Source organism: Myxococcus faecalis (assembly GCF_050039385.1).
Classification (GTDB): domain Bacteria; phylum Myxococcota; class Myxococcia; order Myxococcales; family Myxococcaceae; genus Myxococcus; species Myxococcus fulvus.
Genome location: NZ_CP144336.1, coordinates 6,129,337 through 6,146,568, shown reverse-complemented (window position 1 = coordinate 6,146,568; position 17,232 = coordinate 6,129,337). Strand labels below are relative to the sequence as shown.

The window sequence follows — 17,232 nt, the reverse complement described above, 5'->3', positions numbered from 1 at the left end:
CGGACGCCCAGCATCGACGGCGGGAGCCTTCGACCTCGTCCGCGCCCCATTGGCGCGGGGTGGGTCGGAGCGCTCCCGCTTCAACATCGACCCAGGCGGGTCTTCCCATCCCACGATGGAAGTCTTTGAAAGGAATCAGGGCAAACCCCTGAATCAACTGGCCTTTCCCCAAACGCAACTCAAGGTCAGGTGTGAGGGATAATCTCCTCAAAGCCAGTCGAGCCGGAGAAGACCGATGTCCCTCCCTCCCTTGTCCACGCGTCGTCCCCCCACGCCTGTCACCTCGCGAGAGGAGGCCCCGCGTGAGGCACCCCGGACGGAGCCCGCCGCGCCGGCGAGCGCGCCTCGGGCGCAGCCTCCCGCGGAGTTCCGCGGCGTCTCCAGCTTCGACCCCGCTCCGGCGGGAGAGCGCCGACAGGTCGCCCAGGCGGTGACGGGCGCCGCGCCGGGCGCTCCCGCCGAGGCGCCGCGCGCGAGCTGGGCCCAGCGGGTCGGCAACTGGGCCGCGGACACGGCCCGGGGCTACGCCACGGGCGCCGCGAACCTCGTGCTGGACTCCGCCAGCCTGGTGAACGCCGGCGTCAACCGGGGCCTGGGGGCCGCCGGCATCGACTTCCGCTTCCGCACCGACCTGGCCATCCAGCCCCGCTCGCAGGCGGAGGCCGCCGCGCAGAACGCCGTGAGCCTCTCCTCGATGCTGCTGGGAGGCGTCGGGGCGGCCCGCGCCGCGGCGGGTGCCATCGCCCCCCGCGTGGGTGGAGCGGCGGCGGCCGCGGGTGTGGAGGGTGTGGCCGCGCCCGCCGCGGCGAGGGTGCTGCTGGAGGAGGCCAAGCAGGGCAAGCACATCGTCGGGCACCAGAACTACATCCCGGGCCGCAGCCCCTTCACGCACCCCAACCCGCAGGGCCTGCTGGACCGCTTCTCCGGCCAGGGCCAGCCGGTGGGTAACGTCGCGCGCGGTCAGCCGGGTTTCCGGGAACGGGTGGACTTCGGCGAGGTCATCGGTCAGGTCAACGGCCAGCCGACGACGCGCGGAATCATCCACTACTCGAGTCAGGGCGCGCATATCGTCCCCGCCAATCCATGAGCACCCCCAACCGAAGCAGCCTGGTCCACCTGTCGCTGCAGCGGGCGCTGCTGGGAGCCATCCCCTCCCGGCTGCGCGCCGTCACCGTCCGCTTCGATGACACCAGGCTGCACTTCGAGGCGTTCTTCGACGGCGCGATTCGCGACGAGGACCGCGAGACGATGTCCGAGGTGGAGACCGAGCTCATCGCGGACTTTCCCGACGACCACGAGATCTCCCACGAGTTGATCCGCCTGGACCCCCCGGCCCTGATTCCCAAGGACCGGGCGTGGGTGTACTACCGCCAGGAGTCGTAGCCCTCGGAAGCGGTCAGGGCGTCACGCCAGCCCTCGTCGACGGCACGCCATGCCTGTCCCGGCATGGCCCCGCCCTTCCTCGAGGAGACGCCCATGGTGGAGACGCTCACGCTGTACCGCCCGGTGGGGCTGAAGGAGGCGCAGCTCGTCCGGGAGGTCGACGGCCGAGGCTTCCCTCCCCGGCTGCCGGACCAGCCCTTCTTCTACCCCGTGATGAACGTGGACTACGCCCGGCAGATTGCCCGGGACTGGAACGCGCCGGACGCGGGCAGTGGCCACGTGGGCTTCGTCACCGCCTTCGACGTGGAGGCCCCCTTCCTCGCCCGCTACCCCGTCCGCACCGTGGGGGCCAGGCTCCATCAGGAGCTGTGGGTCCCCGCCGAGGAGCTCGCGGAGTTCAACGCCCACCTCGTGGGCCCCATCCGCTTCCTCGAGGCCTGGTTCGGCCCGGACTACCAGGGCCCCGCCATCCCCTGGGTCCCCGCCGGCGACCCGCACACCGTGGCCCGCCCGGCGCGCTGAAGCCAAGGGCCCGGGCCCGTCCAGCCTGAAGTGCCGCCGGGAGGGAAAGCCCCCTCCCGGCAACTATTTCCGACCCGCCACGCAAGGAAATCGACCCCTCTTCGTTGAGGTGGACGACCCATTTCGAGGGCACGCTCCGTATCCTTTTTCGAGGATGACGGCTGGCCGGGCATTGGGCTCGGACTCGGCTCGCGTGGGTCGGAGACACCGTGCTGCCAGGCAATGACCGCTCCGTCCTGGAGTCCTTCCGTCGTGGGGACACCACCGTCCTCACCCAGGTGTACCGCGCCTATTCGCCGGAGGTGCTGCGCTACCTCTCACGACGGTTCGCGGTGGGCGCGGAGGGAGGAGCCAGCCGCACCATCTCCCTGTCCGCGCTGGACCTGGACGCGGCCCACCAGGAGACATTCGTGCGCGCGTTCCGCCCCAACATGCGACAGGCCTACGACGGGGTCCGCCCCTACCTGGGCTTCCTGCTGACGGTGGCGCGCTCCACGGCCATCGACCTGATGCGCGCATCGGGGCGGGTGTCCCGGGAAGCGGTGTCCCTGGACGAGGCGCCGGAGCTCGGTCAGCTCCCCAACGAGGGACGCAGCCCGGAGGAGGAGGCGCTGGGCACCGAGGTGCGCGAGCTGGTGCGCCGCTTCCTGGAGTCCCAGCCCGAGGAGGCCCGCGCGCTCGCCCAGCTGCGCTTCGTGGACGGGCTGTCCCAGGAGAGCGCCGCCGAGCAGCTGCAGCTCACCCGCGGAGAGGTCCGGGTGCGCGAGCGGCGGCTGCGCACGCAGTTCACCGAGTACCTGAAGACCTCCGGCTGGTTGGAGACGGCGGCGGAGCCCGGGCGCATGGAGCTGGGTGTGCTCCTGGCGACCCTCGCCCTGTGCGCCATAGGGAGCATCCCATCATGAGGTGGTACGAGCGACACATCGACGCGGGACTGACGCGACAGGCCCAGGGTGAGCTGCCCTCGCCCCAGGCCGCCCGCCTGCTGCGCCATGCGCATCTGTGTCACCGATGTGGCCCGCTCTATGAACGCTGGGCCCGGGCGCAGCGCGCCCTGGAAGGCTCGCTGGAGGCGCCCTCCTCCGTGGAGCGGCACGCGCTGACGGAAGGCGGCCTGGAGGCCGCGCTCGCGGCGGCCGCGCCCCTGGAGGCGCCCGCGCGCTGGCCCTCGCTGACGGCCCTGGGCGGCGCGCTGGCGGCGGTGGTGCTCGCGGTGGTGCTCACGTCGCTGCCCCGGGACGAGTTCCGCTCGCGGGGCCTGGGCACGCCCCCACCCGGCGTCGCGCTGCGCATCTTCTGCGCCACGCCCGGACAGCCGCTCAAGGAGCTCCACGCGAGCGAGGCCTGCCCCGCCGGCGCCATGCTTGCCTTCGCCGCCGGAGGACAGGCGCCCTACACCCACGTGGCCCTCCAGGTCCGCGGCACCCAGCGCGCGGAGCTGATGGCGGGGCCCTTCGTGCTGACGGGCACCCCGGGTCAGGAGGCACCGCTGGAGCTGACGGTGCCCCTGCCGGAAACGGTGGGTGAGGCGGAGGTGACCGCCGCGTTCGCCGGCAGCCCGTCCGCGGCCCTGGCGGCCTTGCGAGGGGAGGAGCAGGGGGGGGCAGTGGTGCTCAAGCAGACACTGAGGGTAGAGGAAGGTCCATGAACAAGCTGGGAGTGCTCCTCGGGGTCGCCGCGCTCTTCGCAGCCCGCGACGCCTCGGCGGATGCCCTGGTCCGACGTGCCCTCGTGATTGCCCACAACGGGAGCGACGACCCGTCGCTGCCCGCGCTGCGCTTCGCCGACGATGACGGCGTGCTGTGGGCGGAGACGCTGCAACGGCTGGGCGTGGAGACGACGCTGCTGGTGGACCCCGACGCGGCGACGCGCGCGGGGGGACGGCCCGTGCTCGCGGGCGCGCGGCCGCCCACGCCGGAAGAAGTGAAGCGCGAGGTGGCCCGGCTGCGCGCCGCCAGCCTGGCCGATGACGAGGCGGGCCGCGCCACGGACGTGCTCGTGGTGTACGTGGGCCACGGCAACACGGACGAGGCGGGCCGCGCCTACTTCACGCTGGCCGGGGGCCGGCTGGACAAGTCGAGCCTCTACGCGGACGTGGTGGACCCGCTCGCCGCCGACTACGTGCACCTCATCGTGGACGCGTGCCGCGCCTCGGGTGTCGTCGGCAGCCGCGGCGGGCAGACGGAGGCGGCGGTGCTGGCGGAGCTGCGCGGCATGCTCGCGCGCGAGCAGCTGGCCACGCGCCCCATGGTGGGCGCCGTGTTCGCGGAGAGCGACGACGGCGAGACGCACGAGTGGTCGCGCATCCGCGCCGGCGTCTTCAGCCACGTGGCGCGCTCGGGCCTGTTGGGCGCCGCCGACATCAACGGCGACGGGCAGGTGGAGTACAGCGAGCTGGGCGCCTTCGTGTCCGCGTCACTGCAGGGCGTCAAGGGCCTGCCCGCGCGGCTGAGCATCCACGCCTTCGCGCCCACCGGCGAGCCGCGCCGGCCGCTCGTCGGCGCCGCGCCCGCGGGCCCCAGCCTGGTGCTGAGCTCGAACTTCGGCCAGTCGCGCGTGTCCGTGGAGGACGCGGAGGGCCGGCGGCTCGCGGACGTGCGGCGCGCGGAGGACCAGTACGTGATGCTGCGGCTGCCCGAGCGCGACGTGTACTGGCTGCGCACCCCCACCAGCGAGGCGCGCATCACCCTGGCGGAGCTGAGCCAGGGGGTGCTGGACTTGAAGCCGCGCGAGCTCCAGGAGCGTGGCCCCGCCGAGGAGGCGCTGCGCCGGGGCCTGTTCGCGGTGCCGCTCGACAAGAACTTCTATGACCAGTACGTGGCCGCCGCGGGCCTGGTCCCCGTGGACTTCTCCCGCGCCTTCCCGCCGGCCGAGGGCGGCGGCTTCGTGCCCCGCTCGCTCGTGTTGACGGCCCCCCACCCGTTCTTCTCCGGCCTGGAGGTGGGGCTGGTGGGCCAGCAGGCGCCGCTGGGGCTCGACGCGTACGCCACCGGCCCCAGCCTGTCGTGGCGCAGCCAGGGCGACTCGAACTTCTATTACGGCGGGCGCGCCAGCTACACGGTGATGCCCAAGCGGTTCGAGAACGTGCGCACGCACCGCGCCACGGTGCTGGCGCTGGTGGGCACCCGGGACGTGCGGCGCACCCCGCTGTTCGTGGAGGCCGGAGCGGGCTGGGGCATGCTCGGGGTGTCGTCGCCGAACAAGCGCATGGGGGACCTCACCGTCTCCACGGGCCACCTCGCGGCGGGGGCGTCGGGACGGCTCCTGGGCATGCACCTGCGGCTGGCCGCCACGGCCTCCGCGGACCGCGTCACGCTGGATGGCGATGACGCGTGGGACACGATGTTCGGTCTCGAGCTCGCGTTCCGACGCTGAAGCGCCGAGCGGCCTCAGGGGGCCTCATGATGCGACGTCTGGGAGTGACGCTGCTGGGCCTGCTGCTCGCCGGCTGCGACGGAATCAACCTGTCGCAGCTCACCTGGCGCTACCCGCCGCTGACCCGCTTCGAGGTCGAGCCTCCCGGAGGCCGGTGCCCGTTCGGTGGGGACCGGGTGCTCACCGGCATCGACCAGAACGAGGACGGGCTGCTGACCGGCACCGAGGTCATGTCGGAGCACTACGACTGCGACGGCCAGCCGCTGGACTGGGTGACGCAGGCGCGCCCCGTGGAGCCCACCGATTCGTGCCCCCTGGGCGGCGTGAGCACGCGCTCCGGACTGGACCAGAACCGCGACGGCGAGCTGAGCGACGCGGAGGTCACCCACGAGCGGCTCGACTGCACGGGCGTGTATCCGGTGAACGTCCGGGTGCGGGGCGTCGCGGAGGGATATCCCGCGTGCGAAGGAGAAGGCACGCTGGTGGAAGCGGGGCCCGACCTGGATGGCGACGGCCAGCTCGGGGCCATCGAGCGGAGGTCCCTGGCGGTGCACTGTGGCGAAGCCCCCTCGCGAATCCTGGCGCGGCTGGAGAGCGAGCCCGTCGGGGCGCGCTGCGCGATGGGCGGCCACCGGGTGGACTCCGGAGCGGACCAGAACGCCGACGGCGTCCTCCAGGAGCAGGAGGTCACCCAGCGCAGGCGGGTGTGCCAGGGAGCGCCCATCCTCGACGGAGACCTCTTCGCGACCACCGCGGAGGACTTCGCGCTGCTCAAGACGCTCGTCCGCATCGAGGGCTCGCTCGTGCTCTTCCGCACGCCGCTGGAGCAGCTCGTGCTGCCGCGATTGGCGGAGATCTCCGGCGGGTTGATCGTGTCGGAGAACGCCGCGCTGACGCGCCTGGAGCTGGACGCGCTGCGCTTCGTGGGCAACGAGGTGCAGATCTTCGTCAACCTGGAGCTCACGGTGCTGCGCTTCGGCGCGGCGACGCAGCCCCAGCCGGTGTGGCTGGAGAACAACCTCTCGGTCTGGAACAACCCCCGGCTGGAGAGCCTGGACGGGCTGCGCAGCGTGCGCGTCCGTCAGGACCTCTTCCTCGCCTACAACGACTCGGCGCAGAGCCTGGTGTCGTGGGACCTCACGGACCTGGGGGGGACGCTCTCCGTCGCCGACCACAAGAGCCTCAGCCGCCTGCCGTTCCAGAACCTCCGGACGGTGGGGGGCTCGCTCGCCATCCACAACAACCCGGTGTTGACCACGATGAGCTTCCCCGACCTGCTGGAGGTGGGGCAGTCCATCGACATCGGCAACAACGCCTCGCTCAGCCGCTTGTCGGGGCTGTCGTCCCTGCGCGCGGTCCATGACGTCTTCATGGTGAGCAACAACGAGTCCCTGCACTCCATCGACGCGATGCCGGGGCTCAACCACGTGGGCTCGCTGATGCTGATGAACAGCCCTCGGCTGGAGGCGTTCGACTTCACGAACCTCCAGTCCATCCGCGGCCAGCTCGTGGTGGCCTACTGCCCGAAGCTGTCGAGCCTGGGCGCCTTCCCGCGCCTGGAGTCGGTCGCCGGCCTGGAGCTCCTGGACAACGCCTTGCTGTGGGATGTCTCGGGCCTGGACCGCGTCCGGAGCCTGCGCTCGCTCGTGGTGCGGGACAACGCCTCCCTGCAAGGCCTGGCGGGCCTGCGCAAGCTCCTGTCCGTGTCGGACCTGACCATCCAGGACAACCCCCGGCTGCTGACGTTGGACCTGGACGGGCTGACGGAGGTCGGCGCCACGCTGACCATCCAGCGCAACCCGTCGCTGCCGTCATGTCTGGCGAACCAGCTGGCGGACCGCGCCCTCCGGGGCGGGACGCGCACGGTCCAGGACAACGACGAGCAGACGCCCTGCTCCTCGCCCCTGCTCCTCCCCGGAGAGCCGGTCGCGGCCCGCGGGGCCGCCGCTGGAGAAGACGCACCATGAGATGGACCTGGCTGGCCCTGCTGCCGCTCGCGGCGGGGTGTGACTCCCTGCGCATCCGCGACCTGATGGACCACCCGACAGCGCTCAGCCGGGAGGTGGTGGAGCTGCCCGGCGAGAGGTGTGAGCTGGGAGGCCGCGACGTGCTGGTGGGCACGGACGACAACCGCAACGGCGTGCTCGACGACGAGGAGGTCACGGGCTCGACGCTCGTCTGCGCCATCGCCGAGACGCAGATGCGGGTGGAGCAGCAGCCGGTGCCCCCGGGCGAGCGGTGTCCGGGCGGAGGGTGGGTCACCCGCGCCGGCCACGACTTCAATCAGGACGGCGTGCTGGACACGCCCGAGGTCGCCCGCGAGGTGTATTCGTGCCGCGACATCGCCGAGGCCCAGCTGCTCACGCGCACGCGAGCGGCCACGCCCTCCTCCCGCGTCTGCCTGGAGCCCACCACGCTCACCGTCGTCGAGGCGGGCCACGACGAGGACGGCGACGAGGTGCTCGGCGACGACGAGGTGCGCACCCGCCTGGAGGTCTGCGTGGAGACCTCCCGACTGCTCGTCACGCGCGCCTGGGAGCCGACGTGCGCGGCCGGGGGCACCCGCGTCAGCGCGGGCATGGACCTGGACGCGGACGGGGTGCTCGACGACGAGGAGGTGCTCGCCTCGAATCCCATCTGCGAGGACCTGAACACGTTCGACGGCACCTTCGTCATCCGGGGGCCGGTGGACGTGGCCGTGCTGAAGGGCATCTCCCGCATCCGGGGCAACCTGGAGGTGAGGACGGGCAACACCCCGGTCGCCGAAATCCAGCTCACCGCGCTGGAGGTCGTCGACGGCACGCTGTACGTGCAGGACAACGCGTCCCTCACGCGGCTGGAGCTCCCCGGGCTGCGCTTCATCGGCCAGGGGCTGAGCGTGCTGAACAACGCCGCGCTGGAGACGGTGACGGTGGGCGGCGCGACGGGACAGACCTCCTGGGTGGGCACCCATCTGGAGGTGGCGCACAACCCCCGGCTCCAGAGCCTGGACGGGCTCCAGTCGGTGGTGCCGCGGGGCGGCGTGCTCATCGAGGACAACGCGCGGCTCACCCACTCGTCGGAGGGCCTGGGACTGCGCGCCATCCAGACGCTGACGGGCTCGCTGCGCATCAAGGACAACCCCGCGCTGGAGCTCCTGCCGCTGCCCAACCTGACGAGCGTGGCGCAGAGCGTCCTCATCGAGAACAACGCGCGCCTGACGACCCTGGAGGGCACGCGGCTGGAGCACATCGGCAAGAACCTGGAGGTGACGAACAACCCCGCGCTGCGCACGCTGACGGGGCTGGGGGCGCTGCACACCATCGGGGTGACGCTGGAGGTCCGGCTCAACGCGGCGCTCGTCGACAGCCACGGGCTGGGCTCGCTCGCGCAGGTGGAGAGCATCTTCTTCTCGCGCAACGACGCGCTGGCGTGGTGGGGGAACATGCCCCGGCTGCAGGGCATTCGAGGCACCCTCTCGCTGGAGGCCCACGCGCGCCTGGTGGAGGTGCGCGGCATGGAGTCGCTGCGGATGCTGTCGTGGCTGAGCCTCTACAACAACCCCGCGCTGACGACGCTGACGGGGCTAGCGGGCGTGGAGCGACTGACGGGGCTGGCCTCGGAGCAGAACGGCGCGCTGACCAGCCTCGCGGACCTCAAGGGCCTGCGCACCCTGGAGTCGCTGATGCTGCTGGACAACCCCGTCCTGACGGAGCTGGGGCTGCCCGCGGTGCAGCAGGTGTCGCGGTACTTCTCCATCCAGCGCAATCCCCAGCTTCCCACGTGCCGGGTGAGGGCCTTCGGCGAGCGCATCTACACCGGTCCGGGGAACGTCTACCTGGTGGCGGGCAACGACGACGCGGCCACCTGTCCCTGAAGGCGACACGTCGTGCGAGCCGGGCCTCCGTGCCCGGGAAGAAAGGGGGCTCCCATGCGGTGGTACTGGCTGGTGCCGCTGGCCTGGCTGTGCGGCTGTGATGACATCCGACTGGGCAGCTTCCTCGAGTCGCGCCCGACGTTGAGCCGCAAGGAGGGGGTGCCACCCGGCGAGCACTGCGCGCACGGCGGGCAGGTGGCGTACGCGGGCGAGGACCTCAACGGCGACGGCCTGCTCGCCGACGACGAGGTCACCCGCGCGGAGTACCTGTGCACGCCCGCGCCGCCCCAGGCGAGGCTGCGCACCCGCGGCGAGCCCGCAGGCGAGCACTGCGAGCATGGTGGTCTCGCGGTGGAGACGGGCGTGGACACCAACGCGAACGGCACGCTCGAGGACGACGAGGTGGACGACGTCGACTACTTCTGCGCCACCCCCCTCCCCGGCGTGCTGGTGCACCTGCGGCGCGAGCCCATGGGTGAGACCTGCCCGCTTGGAGGACAGGTCACCCAGGCGGGGCTCGACGCGAACGGGGACGGACTGCTCCAGGCCGGTGAAATCTCCCGTGAGGTCGTGGGCTGCATGGAGCCCGCGCGGGTCCTCTCGCGGCTCGAGGCCCTGGGCGTGGGCGGTGCATGCGGCACCCAGTCCAGGTACGCGGTGGAGTCGGGACCGGACCACGACGGCGACGGCGCGCTCGACGACGACGAGGTGAGGGCCGTCAGTCAGCTCTGCGCCTCGACGATGAACACGCTGTCGTGGCGCCATGCCGACGAGCCCGCGGGGATGAACTGCGTCTCTGGCGGCGTCGTGGTGGCGGCGGGCAATGACCTCGACCAGGACGGTGTGCTCCAACAGAGCGAGGTCCTCGACGTCGCGTATGTCTGCCATCCCTCCGCGACCTACGACGGCGACTATGTCGTGACGACGGACGCGGACGTCGCGGCCCTCCAGGGCATCTCCCGCATCCGGGGCGACCTCGTCGTCTCCTCTCCCAGCCTCCTCGAGCTCGCGCTGCCAGGCCTGGAAGCCGTGGACGGAAGCCTGCGCATCCAGTCGAACCCACAGCTCTCCCGCGTGGTCCTGACCTCCCTTCGCTTCGTGCGCGAGGACCTGTCGTTCTCCGACCACGACGTCCTGCGGCTGGTGTCGCTCGGTCCCACCAACGCTCCCGTGCCGCAACCCGTGTATGTGGGCGGCTCCCTGCGGGTGGAGCGGAACCTCCAGCTGCCCTGGGCCGGTCTGTCCTCGGTCGCGCCGCGCAAAGGTCTGCGGGTGACGGACAACTTCTCCCTCCTGGAGCTGGGCCCCCTGCCCTTCGTGGACACGCTCTCGGGGGACGTGGTCATCGAGCGGAACCGGCTCCTCAGGAAACTGAAGCTCTCCCAGCTCACCCACGTCGGCGCGAACTTCTTCCTCCGGGACAATCCCAGCCTGACGTCGCTCGAGGGGCTGGACCTGCTGCGCGGCGTCGGTGGCGACTTCTCCGTGATGGAGAATGGCCTGCTGGCAGACGTGGCGGCGCTGACCCGCCTCGAGGCCGTGGGCGGAGCCTTCGTGCTGGAGACCAACGCGAACCTGAAGCACGTCAGCCTGCCCCGGCTCTCCCGGGTCGAGGGCCTGTTCATCACGCAGAACCCGGCGTTGACCACCCTCGGCCCGCTCCCCGCCCTGCGGGACACGGGGCACGCCTTCGTCCTCGTCCTGAACGACAACCTGGACCTCGTCACGGGGCTCGAAGGGCTGCGCGCCTTGAACGGCACGCTCGCCATCGGCGGCAACCCGAAGCTCACGAGCCTCATGGCCTTCGAGCCCCTCGAATCGCTGACCCACCTGCAAATCAACGAGAACCACGCACTGCCGAGCCTCGCGGGCCTGCACAACCTCCGCACCCTCGACACGCTGTCGGTGCGCGAGAACCCGGCCCTCACCGAGTTCGGGCTCCAGGCCCTGACGCAGGTCCGGGGCTCCTTCGTGGTGCGCGACAACCCCCAACTGTCCCAATGCCATGTCACCGCGAGAGCGGACGCCGTCTTCACCGGCCCCGAGGACGAGCGCTCCCTCTACGGCAACGACACGACGGCGGTGTGCACGCCCCCTTGAATCCCCCGGGCTGACGCCCGCCCCCCGAGCGCGCCACGGGCCGCCCGTCCCGTCGCCTGGGGCACGAAGCCGCGCCGATGCGCTCCTTCCCGGAGGAGCGTGCGCATGGCCAAGCCCGTCATCCTCGCGGTGGACGACGACACGGAGGTGCTTCGCGCGGTGGAGCGCGACTTGCGGCGTCAGTACGGCCGCGAGTACCGGGTGCTCAGCGCGGACCGGGGAGAGGCCGCGCTGGAGACGGTGCGCCAGCTGCGGCTGCGCGGCGACCCGGTGGCGCTCTTCCTCGTGGACCAGCGCATGCCGGGCATGTCCGGCGTGAAGTTCCTGGAGCAGGCGAAGACGCTCTACGACGAGGCCCGGCGCGTGCTGCTCACCGCGTACGCGGACACGCAGGCGGCCATCCACGCCATCAACGAGGTGCGGCTGGACCACTACCTGCTCAAGCCGTGGGAGCCGCCCGAGGAGCGCCTGTATCCGGTGCTGACGGACCTGCTGGAGGAGTGGTGGGCGCACCACCCGCCGACCTTCGAGGGCATCCGCGTGCTGGGCAACCGCTGGGCCCCCCGCTCGCATGCGCTGCGCGACTTCCTGGGCAGCAACCAGGTGCCCTACCAGTGGCTCGACGTGGAGGCCAGCGACGAGGGCCGCCTGCTGCTCGCGCAGGCCGGAGGCGCCGCCGTGGAGAAGCTGCCGCTGGTGCTCTTCCCGGACGGCACGCGGTTGATGGGCCCGTCCACCCTGGAGGTGGCCGAGCGCATCGGCTTGAAGGTGCGCGCCACCAAGCCCTTCTATGACCTGGTCATCATCGGCGGAGGTCCCGCGGGGCTGGCGGCCGCGGTGTATGGCGCGTCCGAGGGGCTGGGCACCGTCATGGTGGAGCGCAGCGCGCCGGGAGGACAGGCGGGCACCAGCTCGCGCATCGAGAACTACCTGGGCTTCCCCGCGGGGCTGAGCGGCTCGGACCTGGCGCGGCGCGCGGTGGCGCAGGCGGCGCGGTTCGGGGTGGAAATACTGACGCCGCAGGAGGTAAGCCACCTGCGCGTGGAGGACCCGTACCGCATCGTCACGCTCGCGGACGGCACGGAGCTCAGCTGCCACGCGCTGCTGCTCGCCATGGGCGTGCAGTGGAAGAAGCTCTCCACGCCCGGCATGGAGGCGCTCACCGGGGCGGGCGTCTACTACGGCTCGTCGCGCACGGAGGCGCTGTCGTGCAAGGACGAGGAGGTCTACATCATCGGCGGCGCCAACTCCGCCGGGCAGGCCGCGCTCTACTTCGCGCAGTTCGCCCGTCGGGTGACGCTGGTGGTGCGCGGGGACTCGCTGGAGAAGGGCATGTCCCATTATCTGGTCGAGCAGGTGCGCTCGCTCGCCAACGTCACGGTGCTGCTCGACACGGAGGTGACGCGCGTGGAGGGCGGCGCGCATCTGGAGTCCGTCACGTTGGCCACGCGCGGACAGCCCGAGCGCACCGTGCCCGCGAGCACGCTGTTCGTGATGATTGGCGCGGTGCCGAGGACGGAGTGGCTGGACGGGCTGGTGGCGCGCGACGAGCGCGGCTACATCCTCACCGGCCCGGACCTGATGCCGGCCGGACAGCGGCCCAAGGGGTGGAAGCCGGAGCGGGCGCCCTTCCTGCTGGAGACGAGCGTGCCGGGCATCTTCGCCGCGGGCGACGTGCGCCACGCCTCCATCAAGCGCGTGGCCTCCGGCGTGGGCGAGGGCTCCATCGCCATCTCCTTCATCCACCAGTACCTGAGCGAGGTGTGACGTGTCCGTGGACCCGAAGCAGCCCCAGGAGCGACTGCGGTGCCTGGAGCACACCGTGCTGCGCCAGGAGAAGCTGGCCGCGCTGGGGCGACACGCGGCGGGGCTCGCGCACGAGATGAACAACCCGGCCTCCGCGGGCCGACGCGCCACCGAGCAGCTCACCCAGGCCATGGACGCGCAGGAGGACCTGTCCGTCGCGTTGGACCAGTGGCGACTGACACAGGCCCAGCGACAGCTGCTGCTGCGCACCTGTCGCCAGAGCCAGGGCCGGGGCGCGACCCGCGACATGGACCCGCTCACGCGCGGCGACGCCGAGGATGCGCTGGCCACGTGGATGGACGCGAAGGGCGTGGTGAACGCGTGGGACCTGTCCCCCACGTTGCTGGACGCGGGCATCGGCGAGGCGCAATTGGAGCCGCTCACCCAGGCCCTGCCCGCCCAGGCGCTGCCGGACGCGCTCGCGTGGCTGGAGGCCCTGGTGCGCACGCGCGCGCTGCTGGCGGAGGTGCGGCAGAGCACCACGCGGCTGGCGGAGCTGGCGGGCGCGGTGAAGTCCTATACCCACGCGGGCAAGGAGCAGCCCGAGCCCGTGGACGTGCACGAGGGGCTGGAGAACACGCTGCTCCTGCTCAACTACAAGCTGAAGCACGGCGTCGAGGTGAAGCGCGAGTACGACCGGAGCCTCCCGCGCGTGCAGGCGCTGCCCGGGATGCTGAACCACGTGTGGACCAACCTGGTCGACAACGCCATCGACGCCATGGGCGGCAAGGGCCACCTCACGGTGCGCACCGCGAAGGACGAAGACTCCCTCCTCGTGGAGGTGGTGGACGATGGGCCCGGCATTCCGCCCGAGCTGCTGCCGCGCATCTGGGAGCCCTTCTTCACCACCAAGCCCATGGGCCAGGGCACCGGCCTGGGCCTGGACATCATCCGCCGCGTCATCGTGGACCGGCATCACGGCGACGTTCGCGTGGAGTCGAGGCCGGGCCGCACCGCCTTCCAGATACGCCTGCCCCTGAAGTGAGGCTCACGCGCCGCGCAGCTCCTCGGGCTCCGGACGCTGACGCGGCGAGGGCGCGCGCGGACGCGCGGGCTCGGGGATGAAGGCACCGTCGAGCTCGAAGGGCAGACGGACCTGGAAGCACGTCTCGCCGGGGCGCGAGGTGACGATGACCTCGCCCTGGTGGAGCAGCGACACCACGCGGTGGGTGATGCTCAGCCCCAGGCCCGTGCCCTCGCCCACGCCCTTCGTGGTGAAGAACGGGTCGAAGATGCGCGGCAGCACCTCGGGCGGAATGCCGGGCCCGTCGTCCACCACCTCGACCACCACGTGGTCCGTGTCCCGGTGCGTGCGCAGCCGCAGCGTGCCGCCGCCGTGCTCCTTGATGGCGTCGGTCGCGTTCTCGATGAGGCTGGTCCACACCTGGTTGAGCTCCGTGCCGTACGCGGTGATGGGCGGCAGGCTCCGGTCGTACTCGCGCACCACCTGGACGCCGCGCAGCCGGTGGCCCAGCACCGCCAGCGTGCTCTCCAGTCCGTCATGGACGTCCACGCGCTGCAGCGGAGCCTCGTCCAGGTACGTGTACGCGCGGGCCGCGTTCACCAGCGAGGCGATGCGACCTCCGGCCTGCCCCACCTCGTCGAGCAGCACGGAGATGCCCCGCGTGGCGGCCACCCAGCGCAGCGTGCCCTTCAGCACCTCGCCCGACAGCGACGCCAGCTCGTGCTCCAGCTTCTCGAGCGACAGCCCCGACTCCACCAGGTCCGGCGCCATCACCCAGGCCTCCTCCACGCCGCGCGCGTCCAACCAGCGCGCGAGCGCGTCCTCCGCGTCGCCCTTGTCCAGCGGGTTGAGCGTCTCGGGTGACACCGAGCCGCGGGCCTCCAGCGCGCGCACCTGGGGCTCGGACAGCGTGCGGCAGTCCAGGGACAGGGCCAGCGAGGGCAGCTCGCGCAGACGGTCGCCCAGCGCGCGCACACCGCGCATCACGGCGGACACGGGGTTGTTCAGCTCATGCGCCAGCCCCGCCGCGAGCGTGCCCAGCGAGGCGAGCTTCTCCTGCTGGAGCGAGATGGACTGGAGCGCCTTCATGCGCTCGGCCATCTTGCTCAGGATGCGCTGATTGGCCGTGGGACAGTCCGCGAGCATCCGCCAGAAGGACGGGTGCGACAGCCGCAGGAGCCGACAGTGCGTGAGCGCGCGGCTGCTGGCGAGGAAGCACTGGCCGAGCAGCAGCGGCACCTCGCCGAAGAAGTCGCCCGCGCGGAACACGGAGATGAGCGTCTCCACGCCGCCCACGGTCTTGGTGATGCGAATCTCGCCCTCGAGGATGAGGTAGAAGGAGGCGGGCTCGCCCTCGTGGCCCAGCCACTCCTGGGGTTGGAGCTCCAGGTGGGTGGACTCGGCGCGCAGGCGCTCGGCCTCCTCCTCGTCCACTTCCGAGAAGAGGGTGCTGCTTCGCAGCTCCGCGAGGAAGCGCTCCGCCGCGTCTCCGTCCTCCGCGCTCGCCAGGGTGGGACGCGGCACCGGACCCGGGGCGTCGGGGCGTGGCGGGGGAGCGACATGCGGCTCCATGCGGAGGCTCCTTTTCGACGGGGTTCCCCCGAACAGTGCGCCCCGCCCTCCGTGCCCGCCGTCCTCCGCGCTCCGCTGTCCGCCTCCCGGAGGGGCCCTCGGGCGGCGGCTGCCTGCCCTGTCCGGATGTGGGTGGGCGATGCGCGCACCGGACGTTCGGACGATTCCGGGCCTCGGGTGCAGGTGGAGATGGACACCCTTCCGTCCACCCAGGCAGCATCCAGGCGACATGGGAAGCGAGGACATCGTCACAGCGCTGCGCCGGGTACCGCTGTTCTCCCGGCTGGGCGACGAGCAACTGCACTGGGTGGCCAGCCATGGGCGGCAGCTCCACTTCCCAGCGGGGGCCCGCGTCGCCGCGCAGGGCGACCCGGCGGACGGGCTCTCCATCATCCTCGAGGGCCGCACGGTGTGGGCCCGCCGCGTGGGCGAGCAGGACACGCCCACCGGCGCGCTGGAGGCAGGCGACATCTTCGGGGAGCTCATCCTCTTCCTGAACTCGCCCTACCCCACCACCGGGCACGCGCACACGGACGTGCGCCTGCTGAGGTTGGAGCCCGCCGCCTTCTGGGAGCTCTTGCGACTGGCGCCGTCCTTGAGCCGGGGGCTGATGGAGGTCGCGGCCCAGCGCACCCAGCCGCAGGAGGTGGTGTCCACGCAGCAGCCGCTGGCGTTGAAGCCGGGGCAGATGGTGGCGGGGCTCGCGCCGGAGCTGGGCAACCCCGCGGCGTCGGCGAACCGGAGCGCGTCGCGGCTGCGGGACACGCTGCGGCTGGTGTCCGCGCGGGCGATGGCGCTCGGGCAGCATGGGCTGTCCTCCGCGCAGCGCGGGGCGCTCTTGGCCCTGCCCCGCGAGGCCGCCGACCGCGCGCGGGCCACGCCGGCGCTGGAGCCGCTCGCGCGCACGCAGCGCGAGGAGGAGATCGGCTCGTGGCTGGAGCTTCGCGGGATGACGGACGCGTGGGACGTGGCGCCCGCGCTGGTGGCCTCCGGGCTGGATGTGGCCTGGCTGGACTCGGTGGCGCGCCGCGTGGGTGAGGCGCTGCTGCGCGACACGCTGTCCTGGTTGGTGGCCGCGGTGAGCGGTGACGTGCTGCTGGCGGAGGTGGAGCGCGGCAGCGCGCGGGTGCACGCGCTGGTGGAGGGCGTGAAGGCCTACAGCTTCATGGACCGGGCGCAACCCTCCGAGGTGGACGTCCACGAAGGCCTGGAGAACGCGCTGTCGGCGCTGCGTCACCGGCTGGAGGGAGACCACGTCCGCATCGAGCGGCAGTTCGCCTCGGACGCGCCGAAGCTCCAGGCGGAGGCCCACGCGCTCGACGAGGTGTGGACGCAGCTGGTGCTCAACGCGCTGGAGGCGCTGGGGGAGCGGGGCGGCACGCTGCGGCTGCGCACGTGGACGGAGGCGCGGGGGCTGGTGGTGGAGGTGGCGGACGACGGGCCCGGCATCCCGAAGGACTTGATGCCGCGCATCTTCGAGCCCTTCTTCAGCACGAAGCCGAACGCGGCGGGGCTGGGGCTGGACATCAGCCGGCGCATCATCGAGCGGCATGGAGGGGACGTGCGCGTGCTCTCCGCGCCGGGGCACACGCGGGTGCAGGTGCGGCTGCCGGCGTGAGGGCGGCTGTCATCCGGCGCACGCGCGGAGCATCCA

13 protein-coding genes are annotated in these 17,232 nt (G+C 72.0%); 12 read left to right on the top strand and 1 reads right to left on the bottom strand.

All coding sequences use genetic code 11. The features are described 5' to 3' along the window. Nucleotides 1-235: 235 nt before the first annotated feature. The 11 genes from VZQ01_RS24680 (at nt 236) to VZQ01_RS24630 (ending at nt 14,027) form a co-directional block, all read left to right on the top strand. Nucleotides 236-1,087 (top strand): polymorphic toxin type 50 domain-containing protein, encoded by an 852-nt coding sequence (locus VZQ01_RS24680; RefSeq protein WP_426744840.1) that lies wholly within the window; start codon nt 236-238, stop codon nt 1,085-1,087. Further along, the gene (locus VZQ01_RS24675; protein WP_223750712.1) at nt 1,084-1,383 is read left to right on the top strand and encodes a MafI2 family immunity protein; all 300 of its coding nucleotides are present in this window, start codon (nt 1,084-1,086) and stop codon (nt 1,381-1,383) included. Before VZQ01_RS24680 ends, VZQ01_RS24675 begins: the two co-directional genes overlap by 4 nt. Before the next feature lie 93 nt (nt 1,384-1,476). Beyond that, on the top strand, nt 1,477-1,905 hold the full coding sequence (locus VZQ01_RS24670; RefSeq protein ID WP_223750711.1) for an ADP-ribosylation/crystallin J1: 429 nt from the start codon (nt 1,477-1,479) through the stop codon (nt 1,903-1,905). 209 nt (nt 1,906-2,114) lie between these two features. Continuing rightward, nucleotides 2,115-2,810 (top strand): RNA polymerase sigma factor, encoded by a 696-nt coding sequence (locus tag VZQ01_RS24665; RefSeq protein ID WP_223750710.1) that lies wholly within the window; start codon nt 2,115-2,117, stop codon nt 2,808-2,810. Next, on the top strand, nt 2,807-3,553 hold the full coding sequence (locus VZQ01_RS24660) for a hypothetical protein (RefSeq protein WP_194869257.1): 747 nt from the start codon (nt 2,807-2,809) through the stop codon (nt 3,551-3,553). The genes VZQ01_RS24665 and VZQ01_RS24660 overlap by 4 nt, the downstream gene beginning before the upstream one ends. Beyond that, on the top strand, nt 3,550-5,280 hold the full coding sequence (locus VZQ01_RS24655) for a caspase family protein (protein WP_223750709.1): 1,731 nt from the start codon (nt 3,550-3,552) through the stop codon (nt 5,278-5,280). The genes VZQ01_RS24660 and VZQ01_RS24655 overlap by 4 nt, the downstream gene beginning before the upstream one ends. Nucleotides 5,281-5,306: 26 nt before the next feature. Continuing rightward, complete coding sequence (locus VZQ01_RS24650; RefSeq protein ID WP_426744839.1) at nt 5,307-7,247, top strand: DUF7151 family protein; 1,941 nt, start codon at nt 5,307-5,309, stop codon at nt 7,245-7,247. Beyond that, nucleotides 7,244-9,136, top strand: a complete 1,893-nt coding sequence (locus tag VZQ01_RS24645; protein ID WP_426744838.1) for a DUF7151 family protein — start codon at nt 7,244-7,246, stop codon at nt 9,134-9,136. The genes VZQ01_RS24650 and VZQ01_RS24645 overlap by 4 nt, the downstream gene beginning before the upstream one ends. 54 nt (nt 9,137-9,190) lie before the next feature. Then, the gene (locus tag VZQ01_RS24640) at nt 9,191-11,236 is read left to right on the top strand and encodes a DUF7151 family protein (RefSeq protein ID WP_408888982.1); all 2,046 of its coding nucleotides are present in this window, start codon (nt 9,191-9,193) and stop codon (nt 11,234-11,236) included. Nucleotides 11,237-11,341: 105 nt separating this feature from the next. Further along, complete coding sequence (locus tag VZQ01_RS24635) at nt 11,342-13,003, top strand: FAD-dependent oxidoreductase (RefSeq protein WP_426744837.1); 1,662 nt, start codon at nt 11,342-11,344, stop codon at nt 13,001-13,003. A 1-nt stretch (nt 13,004) separates the two neighbouring features. Continuing rightward, nucleotides 13,005-14,027 carry a sensor histidine kinase gene (locus VZQ01_RS24630; RefSeq protein WP_426744835.1) on the top strand — a complete coding sequence of 341 codons (1,023 nt, stop codon included), beginning with the start codon at nt 13,005-13,007 and terminating at the stop codon, nt 14,025-14,027. 3 nt (nt 14,028-14,030) lie between these two features. On the opposite strand, the gene VZQ01_RS24625 is transcribed toward VZQ01_RS24630, so the two are convergent. Further along, nucleotides 14,031-15,578 carry an ATP-binding protein gene (locus VZQ01_RS24625; protein ID WP_426744833.1) on the bottom strand — a complete coding sequence of 516 codons (1,548 nt, stop codon included), beginning with the start codon at nt 15,576-15,578 and terminating at the stop codon, nt 14,031-14,033. 229 nt (nt 15,579-15,807) lie between these two features. Here VZQ01_RS24625 and VZQ01_RS24620 point away from each other — a divergent pair, with 229 nt between their 5' ends. Next, nucleotides 15,808-17,196, top strand: coding sequence for an ATP-binding protein (locus tag VZQ01_RS24620; protein WP_223750702.1), 1,389 nt, complete (start codon nt 15,808-15,810; stop codon nt 17,194-17,196). The last annotated feature ends 36 nt before the right edge of the window (nt 17,197-17,232 follow it).